Annotated in this window: 15 protein-coding genes; 6 read left to right on the top strand and 9 right to left on the bottom strand. The window is 43.0% G+C overall.

What is annotated here, in order from left to right; genetic code table 11:
• Positions 1 to 10: 10 nt before the first annotated feature.
• The 5 genes from xylE to PHU20_RS11980 all read right to left on the bottom strand — a co-directional run bounded on the left by xylE (position 11) and on the right by PHU20_RS11980 (position 5,493).
• On the bottom strand, positions 11 to 1,429 hold the full coding sequence (gene xylE, locus PHU20_RS12000; protein ID WP_274825613.1) for a D-xylose transporter XylE: 1,419 nt from the start codon (positions 1,427 to 1,429) through the stop codon (positions 11 to 13).
• Between the two features lie 17 nt (positions 1,430 to 1,446).
• Positions 1,447 to 2,772, bottom strand: a complete 1,326-nt coding sequence (xylA, locus tag PHU20_RS11995; protein WP_274825612.1) for a xylose isomerase — start codon at positions 2,770 to 2,772, stop codon at positions 1,447 to 1,449.
• 4 nt (positions 2,773 to 2,776) lie between these two features.
• Positions 2,777 to 4,261, bottom strand: coding sequence for a xylulokinase (locus PHU20_RS11990; RefSeq protein WP_274825611.1), 1,485 nt, complete (start codon positions 4,259 to 4,261; stop codon positions 2,777 to 2,779).
• A 637-nt stretch (positions 4,262 to 4,898) separates the two neighbouring features.
• Complete coding sequence (locus tag PHU20_RS11985) at positions 4,899 to 5,264, bottom strand: arsenate reductase family protein (RefSeq protein WP_274825610.1); 366 nt, start codon at positions 5,262 to 5,264, stop codon at positions 4,899 to 4,901.
• A 4-nt stretch (positions 5,265 to 5,268) separates the two neighbouring features.
• On the bottom strand, positions 5,269 to 5,493 hold the full coding sequence (locus tag PHU20_RS11980) for a hypothetical protein (protein WP_274825609.1): 225 nt from the start codon (positions 5,491 to 5,493) through the stop codon (positions 5,269 to 5,271).
• Between the two features lie 173 nt (positions 5,494 to 5,666).
• Here PHU20_RS11980 and PHU20_RS11975 point away from each other — a divergent pair, with 173 nt between their 5' ends.
• From PHU20_RS11975 to PHU20_RS11965, 3 genes are all read left to right on the top strand, one after another.
• Entirely contained in the window at positions 5,667 to 6,530 is an 864-nt protein-coding gene (locus PHU20_RS11975) for a universal stress protein (RefSeq protein WP_274825608.1), read from the top strand.
• A 95-nt stretch (positions 6,531 to 6,625) separates the two neighbouring features.
• Positions 6,626 to 7,303: a dienelactone hydrolase family protein gene (locus tag PHU20_RS11970; RefSeq protein ID WP_274825607.1), complete on the top strand. Its 678-nt coding sequence runs from the start codon at positions 6,626 to 6,628 to the stop codon at positions 7,301 to 7,303.
• Positions 7,290 to 7,943, top strand: a complete 654-nt coding sequence (locus PHU20_RS11965) for a phosphoribosyltransferase (protein WP_274825606.1) — start codon at positions 7,290 to 7,292, stop codon at positions 7,941 to 7,943. Before PHU20_RS11970 ends, PHU20_RS11965 begins: the two co-directional genes overlap by 14 nt.
• 134 nt (positions 7,944 to 8,077) lie before the next feature.
• Here PHU20_RS11965 and PHU20_RS11960 read toward each other — a convergent pair whose 3' ends face one another.
• Complete coding sequence (locus tag PHU20_RS11960) at positions 8,078 to 8,284, bottom strand: dodecin family protein (protein WP_274825605.1); 207 nt, start codon at positions 8,282 to 8,284, stop codon at positions 8,078 to 8,080.
• Positions 8,285 to 8,425: 141 nt separating this feature from the next.
• Complete coding sequence (locus PHU20_RS11955; protein ID WP_274825604.1) at positions 8,426 to 9,517, bottom strand: site-2 protease family protein; 1,092 nt, start codon at positions 9,515 to 9,517, stop codon at positions 8,426 to 8,428.
• Positions 9,518 to 9,894: 377 nt separating this feature from the next.
• Here PHU20_RS11955 and PHU20_RS11950 point away from each other — a divergent pair, with 377 nt between their 5' ends.
• From PHU20_RS11950 to PHU20_RS11940, 3 genes are all read left to right on the top strand, one after another.
• On the top strand, positions 9,895 to 10,857 hold the full coding sequence (locus tag PHU20_RS11950) for a 1-phosphofructokinase family hexose kinase (protein ID WP_274825603.1): 963 nt from the start codon (positions 9,895 to 9,897) through the stop codon (positions 10,855 to 10,857).
• A 1,107-nt stretch (positions 10,858 to 11,964) separates the two neighbouring features.
• Positions 11,965 to 12,606 (top strand): hypothetical protein, encoded by a 642-nt coding sequence (locus tag PHU20_RS11945; protein WP_274825602.1) that lies wholly within the window; start codon positions 11,965 to 11,967, stop codon positions 12,604 to 12,606.
• A 167-nt stretch (positions 12,607 to 12,773) separates the two neighbouring features.
• Complete coding sequence (locus PHU20_RS11940) at positions 12,774 to 13,583, top strand: universal stress protein (protein ID WP_274825601.1); 810 nt, start codon at positions 12,774 to 12,776, stop codon at positions 13,581 to 13,583.
• A 4-nt stretch (positions 13,584 to 13,587) separates the two neighbouring features.
• Here the strand turns inward: PHU20_RS11940 and PHU20_RS11935 are convergent, their stop codons facing one another.
• Both PHU20_RS11935 and PHU20_RS11930 read right to left on the bottom strand, forming a co-directional pair.
• The gene (locus PHU20_RS11935; protein ID WP_274825600.1) at positions 13,588 to 13,854 is read right to left on the bottom strand and encodes a hypothetical protein; all 267 of its coding nucleotides are present in this window, start codon (positions 13,852 to 13,854) and stop codon (positions 13,588 to 13,590) included.
• A gap of 246 nt (positions 13,855 to 14,100) precedes the next feature.
• Positions 14,101 to 14,976 (bottom strand): universal stress protein, encoded by an 876-nt coding sequence (locus PHU20_RS11930; protein WP_274825599.1) that lies wholly within the window; start codon positions 14,974 to 14,976, stop codon positions 14,101 to 14,103.
• Between the last annotated feature and the right edge of the window lie 156 nt (positions 14,977 to 15,132).

Below are 15,132 nucleotides of genomic sequence, written 5' to 3'. Positions count from 1 at the left end.
TATAAACATTTTAGTCTTTATTCCACATTCCTTCCATTTCCTCCAACGTCTTCCCTTTGGTTTCGGGTACGTATTTCCACACCATTATGACGGCCAATAAACCCATGACCCCATATACCCAATAAGAGAATCCATGGTTGAATTTTTCGAGCAAATAGCTGTTCTTGTCCATCATCGGAAAGGTCCATGACACGAGGTAATTGGATATCCATTGGGCCGCAACGGCAAAGGCCATGGCCTTTCCCCGGATCTTATTCGGGAATATCTCCGATAACAGCACCCAAGTCACAGGGCCCCAGCTCATCGCGAAACTGGCCACATAGCACAACATGAAAACGAGTGCACCGATACCCACGGACTCAACATAGAAGGTGGTGCCCAAGGCGAACATCGACAATGCCATTCCCATAGCCCCTATGATCATCAAGGGCTTTCTACCGAACTTATCAACGGTTGAAATGGCCAATACCGTAAAAATCAGGTTAACCGCCCCTACGATAATGGTCTGCATGAGGGCGACATCGGTTCCCGATCCCATACTCTTGAATATTTCAGGGGCATAGTACAGTACCACATTGATCCCTACGAACTGCTGGAACACCGAAAGTAAAACCCCGATAATGACGACCCCTATCCCAAAGGAAAATAATTTACCCGATTGGCTGGTTACCGTATTCTGGATTTCGTGCAATATTTGTTCTGCATTCTCCTTATTATTCACCCGGATCAACACCTCAAGGGCTTTTTCCGGTTTTGATTTCAATACCAATGACCTAGGGGTATCGGGCACAAAAAACAACATGATCAAAAACAAGGAAGCCGGGATCACCTCCGAGGCGAACATCCAACGCCATCCTACGCTATTCAACCAAGTGTCGTCGCCCTGTAACGAAATATAATAGTTGACAAAATAAACCACCAACATACCGAAAATGATGGCAAATTGGTTCATAGACACCAACTTTCCCCGACTTTTGGCGGGGGCAATTTCAGCAATGTACAACGGAGAAAGCATTGAGGCCAGACCTACCCCGACACCGCCTAATATCCTATATAGGATAAAGATATAGATAAAGGTATGGTCGCCATCGCCAATGGGTCGTATCAGCAGCTCGGGCATTGCGGAACCCAAAGCCGACAGCAAGAATAAAATAGCCGCTAAAATAAGTCCGTTCCTTCGTCCCAACCGTTTACTGACCACCCCTCCAAATATACCCCCTAGTATACATCCTATAAGGGCACTGGACACGACAAGTCCCAACCGGGCATTCGCGTTCATTTCGTCTAGCCCAAAAGGCATTACGAAAAAGCTATCCAATGAACTTACCGTTCCCGAGATAACAGCGGTATCATAACCGAACAGAAGTCCTCCCAGTGTAGCCACCACCGTTAATCGCAATAAATAAAGGGAATTAATCGATTCTTTCATGGATAACTTTTTTTATGTTAAATGTATTGGTTGATGATATTCTCGAACAATTCCTGTTTACCACTTCTCAACTGCAGTTCACCATTGTTCTTTGCCAATTCGTATAGGTCGGTCAACGCCAACTTGCCGTTTTCAAAATCCTTGCCTTTGCCCGAATCGAAAGAACCATACCGCTCAGTACGCAACTTTTTGTAATCGGAGGAAGAAATGATCTTATCCGCGGTCAAAAGGGCCCTTGCAAACGTATCGGCCCCACCGATATGCGCATAGAAAACATCTTCCATATCGGTAGAATTCCTTCTTATCTTGGCATCGAAATTGACCCCTCCCCCTTGTAGCCCTCCGGCCTCTAGGAATACCAACATGGCTTCCGTGATCTCCTGTATGTTATTGGGGAATTGATCCGTATCCCATCCGTTTTGATAATCTCCACGATTGGCATCCAAACTACCTAGCATTCCGGCTTTTGCCGCAACGGCCATTTCGTGTTGAAAAGTGTGTTGGGCCAAAGTAGCGTGGTTCACTTCGATATTGATCTTAAAATCCTTATCCAATCCATATTCCTTAAGGAACCCTATGGCGGTTGCCGAATCAAAATCGTATTGATGTTTCATGGGTTCCATGGGCTTGGGTTCAATAAAGAAATTCCCTTTGAAACCTTGTGCACGGGCATAATCCCTCGCCATGGCCAAAAATTGCCCCATATGATCCAATTCCCTGCCCATATCGGTATTAAGCAATGACATATAACCTTCGCGACCACCCCAGAAAACATAGTTTTCACCGTCAAGGGCCATGGTAGCATCCAAGGCCAATTTTATTTGTCCCCCTGCCCTAGCGACCACATCGAAATCGGGGTTCGTAGCAGCACCGTTCATATATCGCGGATTGGAAAAACAATTGGCGGTACCCCAAAGCAATTTTACCCCTGATGCCGCTTTCTTCTCCTTTATATATTCGGTTATGGCCGCCAATCGCTGCTCCGATTCGGCAAAAGTCGCCCCTTCTTGGATCAGGTCGTAATCGTGGAAACAGAAGTAATCAAAACCCATTTTGGTGATGAACTCAAAAGCCGCATCGGCTTTGTCCTTGGCCGCTTGCAAGGGATCGGAAGCTTTGTCCCATGGGAAATTCTGGGTCCCAGGACCAAAAGGGTCCGAACCCTGCCCACAGAAGGTATGCCAGTATGCAATGGCAAACTTAAAATGTTCGCGCATGGTCTTACCCGCCACAATCTGCCCAGGGTTATAATATTTGAATGCCAATGGGTTGTCCGATTCCTTTCCTTCAAATTTGATTTCATCAATTCCTTTGAAGTATTCCTTATTTCCTATCAATGTCATGATCTTATTTATTTAATATTATTTTCAATTCTTCTTTCCAGTTTTTATATGCCCTTTCATAGGCGGTCTTGTCTTTATGGGGCTTAAAGGTCTTTACATAATCATTTTGTATGATAGTGGACCCGAATTTCCCAAAATCACCGTCGTGCAGCCCAACGGCCCTTGCCGCCCCAATGGCACCCGTGGTATTGTATATTTCTATATCCTGGTCAAGTAAGGTTGCAATGGTATTTGAAAATATTTCCGATCGGAACAAATTATCATTACCTACACGCAATACCTTGATCTTGATCCCATCGGATTTAAGAATCTCCATACCATATACGAATGAAAAAGCGATTCCTTCCAGTGCCGCCCTACACATATGGGCCTTACCGTGGTTATTAAGGTTGATATTCATTATTCGCGAACCCACTTCCTTATTGTTCAGCATACGTTCGGCCCCATTACCAAAAGGGATGATGCATACCCCATCGGACCCTACAGGAATTGCCGATGCCAAATCGTTCATTTCGGTATAGGATCCAACATCCAAATTGTTGAGCAGCCATCGATATTGGATTCCGGCCCCATTGATACACAACAATTTCCCTATTCTGGGGACAGCCCCTTTTTTATAGTTGACATGGGCAAAATTATTCACCCGGGAACTTTCCTTAACAGAGCGACTATCCGTGACTGCGTAAAAAACCCCTGAAGTACCTCCTGTACCGGCCACTTCCCCAGGATTGAACACATTCAAGGAAAGCGCATTGTTGGGTTGATCCCCGGCCCTATAATAAATGGGCGTACCTGCGGGTATGCCGCTTTCTTTTTCCCCGGTTTCACTCACCGAACATTGTAGGCCGAAAGTTTCGACAATATCCGGGACCATCGATTTTTCAATACCATAATGATCCAATAGAAAATCGGCGATTTCATCATTCTTGAAATCCCAGAAAATACCTTCTGACAATCCGGAGATCGTCGTAGTCATTTTATCCGAGAACCGATAGGCGATATAATCCCCGGGAAGCATGAATTTATGGACTTTCCCATAGGTATCGGGTTCGTTCTCCTTTACCCATTTTAGTTTTGAGGCCGTGAAATTTGATGGGGAATTCAACAAATGCGTATTGCACTTCTCCTCCCCGATTTCTTCAAAGGCCTTATGCCCAATTTCAACAGCACGGCTATCGCACCAAATGATCGAGGGCCTTAAGGGCATGCCTTCTTTATCTACCAAAACCAATCCGTGCATCTGATACGATATACCGATACCCGTGATCTTTGATTTCGGGATTTCGTACTTGTCCCCGAGTTTGGTGATGGCCGCACACACTTGTTTCCACCAATCATTCGGTTCTTGCTCCGCCCAACCATTCTTGATGGCCAACATCCCCATTTCGGTTTCTGGCTCTTGCACAACCCCGATGCGCTTCCCTGTAACACCATCGACCAATGCGGCTTTTATTGAAGAACTACCGATATCCAATCCTAAATAATACATAGCTTAGCTGGTTTTTTGCATATGAGCTCGGTAAAAAAAGAGCCACACCTTTCTCAAATGTATTATAAAGTTTCGTTGAATTGAAAACATTGTCCTTTTGGCACCAAAAGGTGCTTTGCACAAAAACATGGACTACGATGTTCATGACATGAAAAGGTGTGGTTTTATTACGGTTTCAGGAGTAGTTGTAAGCCGATGGATTTCTCGAAAGCGATTTCGTAAATAATTCCAATCCCTCACTGAATTATATGGTTATGCTATTTTTTCGGTCGTTTTTTTGGATTATCCCCTTTATGGAACGCGAATAATTTGAATTACGCAAAATCATTTGCGAAATTTTTAGTAAGCAGTGGGAATGGGATTCCTTTGAAGGACATTATCACCGCATCGAGATCTTTGCCCCCGATCTACAAGCTACATATCGCAAACCACCCCCAAGTGCCATGGATAATGGGTATGAAGAAGAACAGTCGGCTCTGGGCACTTAACCTTGGTTACCATATTAGGGGAATTACTTTGACCTACCTCCACCTTACTTATATGGACTAACTGTGCCATTCCCTTATGGGCGCAGCCAGCAAGGAAACAGAAATAATGTTGAACCCCGAAGGACTCCCTTAGCGTACCGTACAAATGCCTAAATCTTAATGATATCCGATGGGGTTTCTACCAAAATGGTAATATTCCCGCGTAAGGCAATCGGCTGTTTCATGATCGTAGGGTTGTGTTGTATCATCTTTATCCAATCCTCAGAAGAAAAATCATGTTGAGCGAATTTCTTGATATAGGCAGGATGTTCCTGATTGACCAATTCACTGATCTCAACCCCCAATCTGTCCGCTAATTCCGAGATTTGGGTCCCCGTTATTTTGGTTTTGAGCATATCGACCACCAAGATGGGCAACCCTTCCGCCTTGGCAAAAGCCAAGGTCTGTTTCGCCCTACTTGAATTGGAATTGCAAAACAAGGTAATCTGTCTTTCCGATGTAGCTATTTCCCCCATGTCGTTAAGTTATTCCGTTGACCTTTTTATGCGATTTCAAATAATTACGCAGTAATTCCTGCAAACTATCCAGATAACCCTCCAATTCATTCTTATCTATTTTAGGATGTAATTCGATGGGCAACGTAATCGGTGTTTCGTCTAAATAACGATATAGTTCAGGGTAATCGGTTTCCATCTTGGTGGTCAATTTCGCAATTTCCCGAAGTAAGTTATCCGTATTTTCCATGACGCTTTTTTTACTTTATCAATCCATACCAAGCGGCTATCACAATGCAAAGGTAATCGGTGCATATGAGCTGCCAAATGACCTGCATCATCCTGGTCTATGGCGCTTGACTGATACACATCATTTGGAGGAAGTGCGGGCGGCCCTACTTTTAGGCAATTAAAAAAGTAAAGATGAAGACGCTCTTATATGCCACTGATTTTTCAAAAAAATCCGTGGCAGCCCTACGTTTTGCCCATGCCCTAAGTCAAGAACTGCAAGCCAAGCTCGTTGTTCTTCATGTGTTCGAATTGCCGATTACATTGGCCAGTACGGTATCTACCACCTATTCACGGAGGGAAGTAAGGGCCTTTGCCGAACATCGTGAACGGTTATTGGCCTTCTGTGCAGAACATTTGGAGCACCTATCCGAGGACCAAAACATCACCTACCAAATAGATGAAGGAAAACCCATTCATGAGATCATCACTAAAAATGCCATTGAGACCAAGGCCGATCTCGTTGTTGTCGGAACCAAAGGAGGCAACCGTTTAAGGGAGTCCCTATTGGGCAGCACGACCACAGCATTGATCAGTACGTCCCATTGTCCGGTCTTGGCAGTCCCAAATGATGCCGATTTCCAAGGCATTGATAAAATGGTTTATGCTACGGACTTCGAGGGAACCGATATTTTCACCATTGAAAAAATGATCCGCTTGGTAGAACCCCTGGAAGCTGAATTACATCTTGTCCATATTTCCTCAAGGGACACGAATACCAGTGAAGACCAAATGAAATGGTTCCAGGATATGCTACGCCATAAAGTCGATTATGATAACATCCAATTTGATTTGCGCTACGGAAAAAATGTCTTTGAAACCTTACGATCCTATATCGATGAAATAGCCCCGGATATGGTGGTGATGCTAGAACGGGAAGGGTACAGTCTTATCAAGGATCTTAGCCATCGGGATTTGGTGAAACGGATGAATTCGCAAAGTCAGGTACCACTGCTAAGTTTCCATAAGAAAAACTTCATTGAACAGCACATACTTTAAAAAACACAAGCCAAGAACGATTTTTTTTGACCTATGTCATTTTCAACAAGGCCGCACAAAAATCCGATAGGCCCATAACAATAAATTTTTCAATCATGACTGAGACCTCCAAAATCGACAAATCCATATCCATCATCCTGAAGGATATCGAATTAAAAGGGAAACTGGTTGTTCCCCAAAACGCGATTGGCCTGGTGATTTTCTCCCATGGTAGTGGAAGTAGCCATAAAAGCCCACGAAACAATTTCGTAGCCACATTATTACAGGAAAAAGGTTTGGCCACCTTACTCTTTGATCTCTTGACCGAGGAAGAAGACCGTAGCTATGAAAACCGATTCAATATCGATTTACTTACAGAACGTCTTATCAAGGTGACAAAATGGATACAACGGCAACCTACCACCAAAAACTTGCCAATCGGTTATTTTGGCGCCAGTACGGGAGCGGCTTCGGCCTTAAGGGCGGCTTCAGCTTTAGGAAACGATATAAAAGCGGTGGTTTCGCGGGGTGGCAGGCCCGATATGGCTTTGGAGGATCTAACTACGGTAAAGGCCCCCACCTTATTGGTGGTAGGGAGTTTGGACCAGGCGGTCATAACATTGAACGAAAAGGCCTATCAGAACTTGAACTGTCCCCGAAAACTGAAAATCATTGAACAGGCCACCCACTTATTTGAGGAGCCGGGCAAACTACAGGAGGTTGCCCTAATATCCTCAAATTGGTTCGTAGAACATCTTATGCCCAAAAAAATCGAAAGCAATGTTCCGAAATAGGATAGAAGCAGGTACAAAACTCGCCGAGAAACTATTGCCCTATAAAAATGGGCCATTGATCGTATTGGCCATTCCTAGGGGAGGGCTTCCTATTGGAGCCATGGTCGCAAAGGCCTTAAATGCCCCATTGGACGTAGCCTTGACCAAAAAAATCGGCCACCCCTATCAAAGAGAATTTGCCATAGGGGCTGTAAGCCTTGAAGATATTGTGGTCGCGGACAACGTAACAGTTTCCGAGGAATACATTTCGAAGGAAACCTCCCGTATCCGGGAAATCCTAAAAACGAGATACCGACAGTATTATCGGCATACTTCGCCCCAGGATCTTAAGAACAAAACGATCATTATCGTAGATGATGGGATAGCCACCGGAAACACCTTATTGGCTACCATTGCCATGGTCAAAAAACAAGAGCCCTCGAAAATTATCGTAGCCATTCCGGTAGCACCAAGCTCGGGTTTACAATTATTGAAATCGAGCCCTAATGTCGATGAGGTCATTTGCCTATATGAACCTGTAAACTTTAGGGCAGTTGGTCAGTTTTATGGGGAATTCCCACAGGTTTCCGATGAAGAGGCCATTCAATGGCTCGAAAAGACCAATACTTCAAAAGATACCGACACCCGGAAAAATAAATGACCTTACCCTTGGCGAACAAAATTTTCCACGGGACATTGAAAATCCCATCCTAGGGATAAAGCTGTATAAAAATTAAAAAGGCACATTCAACTTTTTAAATATGCCTTGAAAGATCTTTATCGCTGAATAGCCATTCAATCTTGTTTTATTCCAAAACTGACTTTGGTGTTTACCCTATATTCAGCAATTTTATTGTTCTTAACAGTGACATGCATGTCCTTTACATAGACCGACCTGATGTCATTGACTGTTTTTGAAGCCTCTTTAACCACATTACTTACGGCATCTTCAAAACTGACCGTAGAATTTCCCAAAATTTCAATTACTTTTAATACTCCCATGATAAATTATGTTTTATGATTAATCCCACCAAAGTACATAGGATAGACTTTTCACGGAATGACCTGTATCACCTCCAGGGATTTAACCAAAGACCTACCGGCATTTTCCTTTAAAGGGTACATCGCCCTTTTCACCTATGATCAATAGTCCAATTTGGATTGTAAAAGGATAAATTCATTGATATTCACCATATCAATGGCACCAACGAGTTGCCCCCTATTGTCGAGCACGGGAAAATAATAGGCTTTCTTTACATCAATGGTCCGAAATACCTCTTTGAGCGGTGCGTTCCAATTCATGGTCTTAAACTCAGTATCCATGATGGCACGCACCTGTTCTTTTTTATTTTTGGCATTTTTGATAATGCTGGCATTCGTTAAAACCCCCACTGGTTTGTCATTTTCCGTGACGATAAAATCCTTTTCGGTTCCTGAAAGAATGAGTCCCACAACCTTCTCGATGGGGTCATCGGGTTGTACAAAGGTAATCTGGGTAAGCATCGCTTCTTTAACGGTATGCCCTTTGAGCAGCGACAATTGCTGTACCATCTTATTTTCACCATAGGCACCCAAAAAAACGAATAGGGCGATCAAAATCAGGAACGGATTGAACAACATGCCCAACAGCAGAAAAACCATAGCGATCAACTGACCAATACTCGCTGCAATTTGGGTTGCCTTTACCCGATCGGTCTTCATAGCGAGCAACGCCCGTAAAACTCGACCCCCATCCATGGGAAAAGCAGGGATTAGGTTAAAAAACAGCAGACTCAAATTCGCTACAAAGGCGTAGAAAAGGAAATTTCCCAAAGTAAGCTTGCCCAACTCTTCGATCAATTCGGCAATATGCAATTCCAAAATATTTTGGACCGGGATCACAAAATACAAGACTACGGCAATGACCAAATTCACTAGGGGACCGGCAAGCGATACCATCAGCTCTTGTTTTGGATTCTCGGGCAACTCATCCAAACTTGCAATACCCCCGATGGGCAATAAGGTTATCTTCCTGGTCTTAATGCCGTAATATTTCGCCATTAGTCCATGCCCCAATTCATGTAAGATCACACAGAAAAACACCATCAGGATAAAGGCAAGGTTGAAAAGCACCGTTTGGATGGTACCCCCTTTTTCAATCTCCAAAAACACCACCCACACCAAGATGAACAGGAATGTCCAATGCACCATGATCTTTATTCCGGATACTTTCGCTATTTGCAATGACCCCTGCATACTATGTTGTATTATTTTTCAATCCCTTATGATCGTAGTCCCATAAAACCAAGACACCTCACTGGCCCATGCCATGAACCGGGGATGCTTACCTTTTGGGGTCATATGGAAATGACTTTGACCCTACATGATCAAGGTATTGCTATCCTAATTATTTTGAAATGATATGAATCAGCACGTACCGCAAGTCCGTCCCCCATCATCGGCACTCATTACCCTACTTGCACCAAGGTGAGCTGGGCAACTGACCTGTATCATTGTTAAACCAATGAAAGACAAGGAACTTTACACACGATCTACCTGGATATATTTCACGAAAACCAAGGTTATCCTTGGCTTTCCGGTTGTTCTTAATAAAGGAGTTTAAAACACATCAAATGCAGAAAACCATCACCCTCACCATGAATCCCGTCGTAGACAAGGATACATCCGTTGCAGGAATTGTCCCCAATAAAAAATTGAGGTGTGCCGCCCCCATGTATTATGCTGGCGGCGGAGGAATCAATGTTTCACGGGCTTTAAAGAAACTTGGGGGGAGTTCTTTGTGTGTATTTTTGGCTGGGGGGCCTACGGGCACCCATTTACGACAATTGATCTCCCAGGAAGAAATGGCCCATAAGGCCATTGAAATTGAGGGATGGACCCGAGAGAACCTATCGGTAACCGATACGAACACCCAGCTTCAATATCGATTCGGGGTTCCTGGCCCCAAGGTCGATAAAGACGAACTCAATTCAATTTTGGCCTATTTGGAGGAAAAAGTGAACTACAACGACTTTCTCGTCGTAAGTGGCAAACTACCCTTGGAAGTGCCCCCCGATTTCTATGTGGAAATTTCAAAAATCGCCGATAATAAAAAGGCCAAGTTCATATTGGACACTTCCGGTGTGGCCCTACTACCGAGTATGAAAGCGAATATTTATCTTATGAAGCCCAATTTGGGGGAGTTAAGCACGATCATGGATGTTCCTTCCATATCGGTGATCGAACTCGAAACATTGGCCAAAAAGTTCCTGGAAACCTATAAATGCAAGGTATTGGTCGTCTCATTGGGAGCGAAAGGGGCGCTCTTGGCCCATGAAAGTGGTATAGAACATATACCCGCCCCAACGGTACACCAAAAAAGTACCATCGGTGCCGGCGATAGCATGGTAGCCGGAATAATTTATAGCCTTCAAACGAATAAATCGCTGAGTGAGGCCATAAAATATGGGGTAGCCTGCGGTACAGCGGCAACATTACACCCGGGAACACAACTTTGCAATAAGGAAGATGCCGATAAACTTTACGAATGGGTATTGAAAAATACGGTGGAAAAGAAAGAAAAAAAACCAAACTGACCTAGGTCATTTTAAAACCTTGTTCAGCACTATATATTAGCTCCACGATTTAAAATCAGTTCTTTGAAAAGGAAAAGGGTCTTTTAGGGGGAAATGCGAGACCCTATTGAAAAAGAAGTGGACAAATCTGTTCGACCATTTGAATCCTTGTTTGGGTTTAGCGATAAATTTGAAGTAGGGTCAGTGTAAGTGTAGTTCAGACGGGAAACGCACTTCTTGGGAACCGGGACATCTAGGTGTTCCGGTTTCTTTTCCTTTAAAATGTAGCCAAACTGACCTAGGTCATTTCAAACCCCGATAGAGGGTCTTATATTCGCATTCTAAGTTACGTTCTTTGAAAAAATACATTCTTGGATTTTAGTTCGTGGGGATACTAAAATCCATGGAAAAAGAAGAAGTTTCAATAACCGAAACACGTATCCCAAATCTAAATCGAATTTATTTATGGATTTGATGCAGTATGGAAGGATCAATAATCGGTAACGAGAACATCTTCAAGGAATCCGGAATATTTCAATGTTCCGGATTCTTTTAAAAAATTGATGGTCATGGTCGCAAGGCAATGATGGTCATAGTAGGGAATAGAATGAAATTGGGTTATTGTTCAATTGCTTAAATCATTTTAGTATTAAGGTGATTCAACAGATTGATAAATAATATCGATGAATTTTCGTTCTTTATGGAAAACAGGAAGCCTCGGTTTCCTGTTTTTTCATTTTAACAACAAAGGCTTCTAAGCAGTAATGCCTTAGCGGCCATATATGGTATCACCATACAATCACACATAGAACCCGTATAAATGTTCTACTTTTCCTTTCAGCAAAGGCTTTGATTGAAGTGATACCAAAAAAGGACTGGTACATTGAGATATGCCAGTCCTTTTTTTTATCCCTATACCCATAGGCCGTTCCAAATGTTGCCTTGCCCGTATCTTCTGAAGAATACCCGTAAAAATCCACCTGACTCCAATCATTTTGACCTTAATGAAGATTGCTTATCTTCCAAAGCCGTAATTCCATGGTGCAAAGGTGATTTTATGTGATGCCATACCCCTGGGTATACTTAGCTCGACCCTGCCATGGAAACCGGATAGACCCTTACCATGAAATGACCGGAAAACTTCCATACGGCAAACGTCACCGGTTCCCAGCTTTGATTCCCATACTGGGCATTGTTATATTCATCCTATTCTATACACTGGCAAGCATAGCTTACCCTGGAGGCTCATGGTACATACCCCACCAAAAAGGATTCAGTCTTTGGCATAATTACCTATGCGATATGCTAGACAAGTATGCCATCAATGGTGCTATAAATACGGCACGACCCTATGCCATAATGGCTTTATCGGCCCTATTTCTTGGTTTGTTCTGGCTTTGGTACCAGTTGCCCAAATTGTTCGAAAGAAAAAGCTTCAATCAAAAAATAATGAAGGTATCGGGACTCCTATCGCTATCCACCATTTCTTTCCTGGCCTTCGGCAACCATGATAACATCGTACGTATAGCCGGCATCCTTGGGGTCATTGCCTTGATTACCTGTTCGATCGAACTGCACAGGACAAAACATTCGTTTATCTTCAAATTGGGTATTATTTGTATTCTGGTCTTTTTGATCAATTACCTGGTTTATGAATCGGGGTATTACATTTCGCTTCTTCCGGTCATACAAAAAATCACTTTCCTATTGTTTATCCTATGGTTCACCTTATTGGATGTGGTACTGTACCAAAAGTACCCACACCCTTAAAACAAAAGACCACGGATAAATTACCGCATCTCCAATCGTAAAAAGCAGCCATGTAATTTAAGGTAATTGATAGATTCAAACGAAAAAAGTTATGCCGATACTGATCGGTATCATATAATTTAACCATTTCTCCAACTAAATTAGACACCGATAAATGGCACCATAAAATGTATAAAATCCTATTACCCACAGATTTTTCGGACAATGCCCAATGCGCATTGGACTACGCAGTACACCTATTTGCAAAGGAAGCATGCAACTTTTATTTACTACATGCGTATCATGACGCCCCTTCCGGTTCTAAAAGCAAGGTTGAAATGGAAAAAGACCTGCATGTTTTGGCAGACGACCAAAACAAAAAGGCACAACATCCCGAACACCATTTTACCCCCGTCTTTGTCATCGATTCTTTGGTCAATGCATTGAACGTTTCCTCCATAGACTTAGCGACCGACTATATTATTATGGGTACCCAAGGGGTTTCTTCCATTTTAAATATTTTTATGGGAAGTAATGCGGTCAATGTGATCAAACAGTTGAATACGTGCCCAATTATCACCGTTCCGGCCGAATATCATTTTACCGCGCCCGAAGAAGTTGCTTTAGCGAACGATTACAGACACCGATTCAGTACCGATGAATTATCAAGCTTGATCAAACTCGCCAAATTATGGGACGCTAAAGTATCGGTGGTACATATTTTATCGAAGAAATCTTTGGATGAAGAACAGCAACGAAACAAAAAGGTGCTGAAAAGCGGTTTAAAGGAAATAAACCATGACTTTATCGAAACGCAAATGGACCTGTCGGTAACTTCTTCATTGGTCAAACTCGAAAAAGCAAACCCACGAATAGCGATGCTCGCACTGCTAAAAACCGAACATGGTTTTTTCGACACCTTACTGCATGAACCGGTCATCAGGAAAATGGCATTCAATACCGAGCTTCCCTTATTGGTTCTGCCGCAATTGACCTAAACCATTAATAATTTGCCGAACGCATCGCGTCATTATTGAAAATCCTTGGAAGGTATGTATCCGAACTATCGGTTTGTATCGGATATCCCAATCGAACCATTTCTTCTCGCACTTTGTTTAAGACCAACTGATGCACGTATAGGAATTGTAACGTACGGTTTTCAACATCAATGTCAATGACCCGTATGTCCATTATACGACTTAGGTTTCTCAGGATTACTTTTTTGTCTTCTTCGGTAAGGAGGTTTTGAACGTTTACCACAGCTTTCATTTTCTTTAGTTTTAGGTTAGCGTGTAAAATAACCTATTAAGAACCTCTTGTAAATGACCTAAATCATTTAGACCTATTTTTTTGTCAATTTGATTAATTCAAGACCTTGGAAGGAGATTCCCACCATTACGGATGCAACAAAAAAATCGGGACAAGACATAGGCCGCACAAGAAGAAAGACAGCCCCTTGCCCCCAACGAAAGCCAATCCATTTTGCCTATGATTCCCTGCCTTTATCACTGGTGATCATAAGGCACTTTTAAAATAAAAAAGTTGATGATTGCTGCCCCTCATGCTTAAAAGAGGGACCTTCCCATAAGATTCCATTTTTTTGACCAGGTCTTGACGAAACCATTTGTTTACAAAACCTACCTTTTCCCTTTCCAACATCACGATCAAATCGGCATACTCCTCACCGATATAACGTCTAAGGGACTCAAAAATGTCATTGGAGAAAAGCACCTCAAAATCCATGCGTTCGTAAACTACTTTCTGCAAGAGCATTTCTTTAAACCATTCCATCTGCATTTCCCCTTTATACTCCTCTTCCGTGGAAATATGCACGACCTTGATCAACGCCCTGAATTTTTCGGCCATTTCGGCCAACTTTCGAATGGCATAAACATCCTCTTCCTCAAAATCCGTAGCGTATACAATGGTTTTGGGCAATCGATAACTTGTTCCTGTAGGTATCGATAAAATGGGGCAAGGCCCTTGCTCGATAAGTTGTTTTGTAGTACTGCCCATAAGGATTTCACGAAAAGCACTGCCTCCCTTCATACCCATTACGATCAAATAGGCGTGCCATTTGGTAGCGACTTCTATGATACCCTTAACAACCGATTTGTTTTCGGCCGGCTCTATCTGCAGTAGGGTATCCTGGTAACCACTGTCCAGGTGTTCTTCACAGAATCCCTCCAACTTGGAACGATGTACCCTAAAGGCATTTTGCCCTAAATTAGGGGAAGGTTCATCCGTGCCTACTGCCCCCATTTCGTTAGGTTTATCAAAAACATGGGTAATCACCAAACGGGTTTCCATATGCGTGGCCATTTCGTGGGCATATTTCAGTGCGGCCACGGAATTCATCGAATAATCGGTAACATAAAGGATCGTTTTCAAGGTAGTACGAAGTTTTGGTTTTAACCCAAAGCTATTGGAATTGAGGCGCTTTGCAAATGATCTAAATCATATCAACAGGCCTCAAGGGGCTTTACGTTTATCCTTGAAATCCGTAGGTCTTCATCCGACTTTGCCAAGTACTAGGAACGAATTACG

Source organism: Maribacter polysaccharolyticus, from assembly GCF_028882255.1.
In the GTDB taxonomy this organism is placed as follows: Bacteria; Bacteroidota; Bacteroidia; order Flavobacteriales; family Flavobacteriaceae; genus Maribacter_A; species Maribacter_A polysaccharolyticus.
The sequence above is the reverse complement of the archived record's forward strand: the minus strand, read 5'-3'. Positions and strand labels throughout refer to the sequence as shown.

Coding starts and splice junctions, on each gene's coding strand:
- xylE (WP_274825613.1), bottom strand. CDS start 1,429: ATGAAAGAATCGATTAATTCCCTTTATTTATTGCGATTAACGGTGGTG.
- xylA (WP_274825612.1), bottom strand. CDS start 2,772: ATGACATTGATAGGAAATAAGGAATACTTCAAAGGAATTGATGAAATC.
- PHU20_RS11990 (WP_274825611.1), bottom strand. CDS start 4,261: ATGTATTATTTAGGATTGGATATCGGTAGTTCTTCAATAAAAGCCGCA.
- PHU20_RS11985 (WP_274825610.1), bottom strand. CDS start 5,264: ATGGGGGAAATAGCTACATCGGAAAGACAGATTACCTTGTTTTGCAAT.
- PHU20_RS11980 (WP_274825609.1), bottom strand. CDS start 5,493: ATGGAAAATACGGATAACTTACTTCGGGAAATTGCGAAATTGACCACC.
- PHU20_RS11975 (WP_274825608.1), top strand. CDS start 5,667: ATGAAGACGCTCTTATATGCCACTGATTTTTCAAAAAAATCCGTGGCA.
- PHU20_RS11970 (WP_274825607.1), top strand. CDS start 6,626: ATGACTGAGACCTCCAAAATCGACAAATCCATATCCATCATCCTGAAG.
- PHU20_RS11965 (WP_274825606.1), top strand. CDS start 7,290: ATGTTCCGAAATAGGATAGAAGCAGGTACAAAACTCGCCGAGAAACTA.
- PHU20_RS11960 (WP_274825605.1), bottom strand. CDS start 8,284: ATGGGAGTATTAAAAGTAATTGAAATTTTGGGAAATTCTACGGTCAGT.
- PHU20_RS11955 (WP_274825604.1), bottom strand. CDS start 9,517: ATGCAGGGGTCATTGCAAATAGCGAAAGTATCCGGAATAAAGATCATG.
- PHU20_RS11950 (WP_274825603.1), top strand. CDS start 9,895: ATGCAGAAAACCATCACCCTCACCATGAATCCCGTCGTAGACAAGGAT.
- PHU20_RS11945 (WP_274825602.1), top strand. CDS start 11,965: ATGACCGGAAAACTTCCATACGGCAAACGTCACCGGTTCCCAGCTTTG.
- PHU20_RS11940 (WP_274825601.1), top strand. CDS start 12,774: ATGTATAAAATCCTATTACCCACAGATTTTTCGGACAATGCCCAATGC.
- PHU20_RS11935 (WP_274825600.1), bottom strand. CDS start 13,854: ATGAAAGCTGTGGTAAACGTTCAAAACCTCCTTACCGAAGAAGACAAA.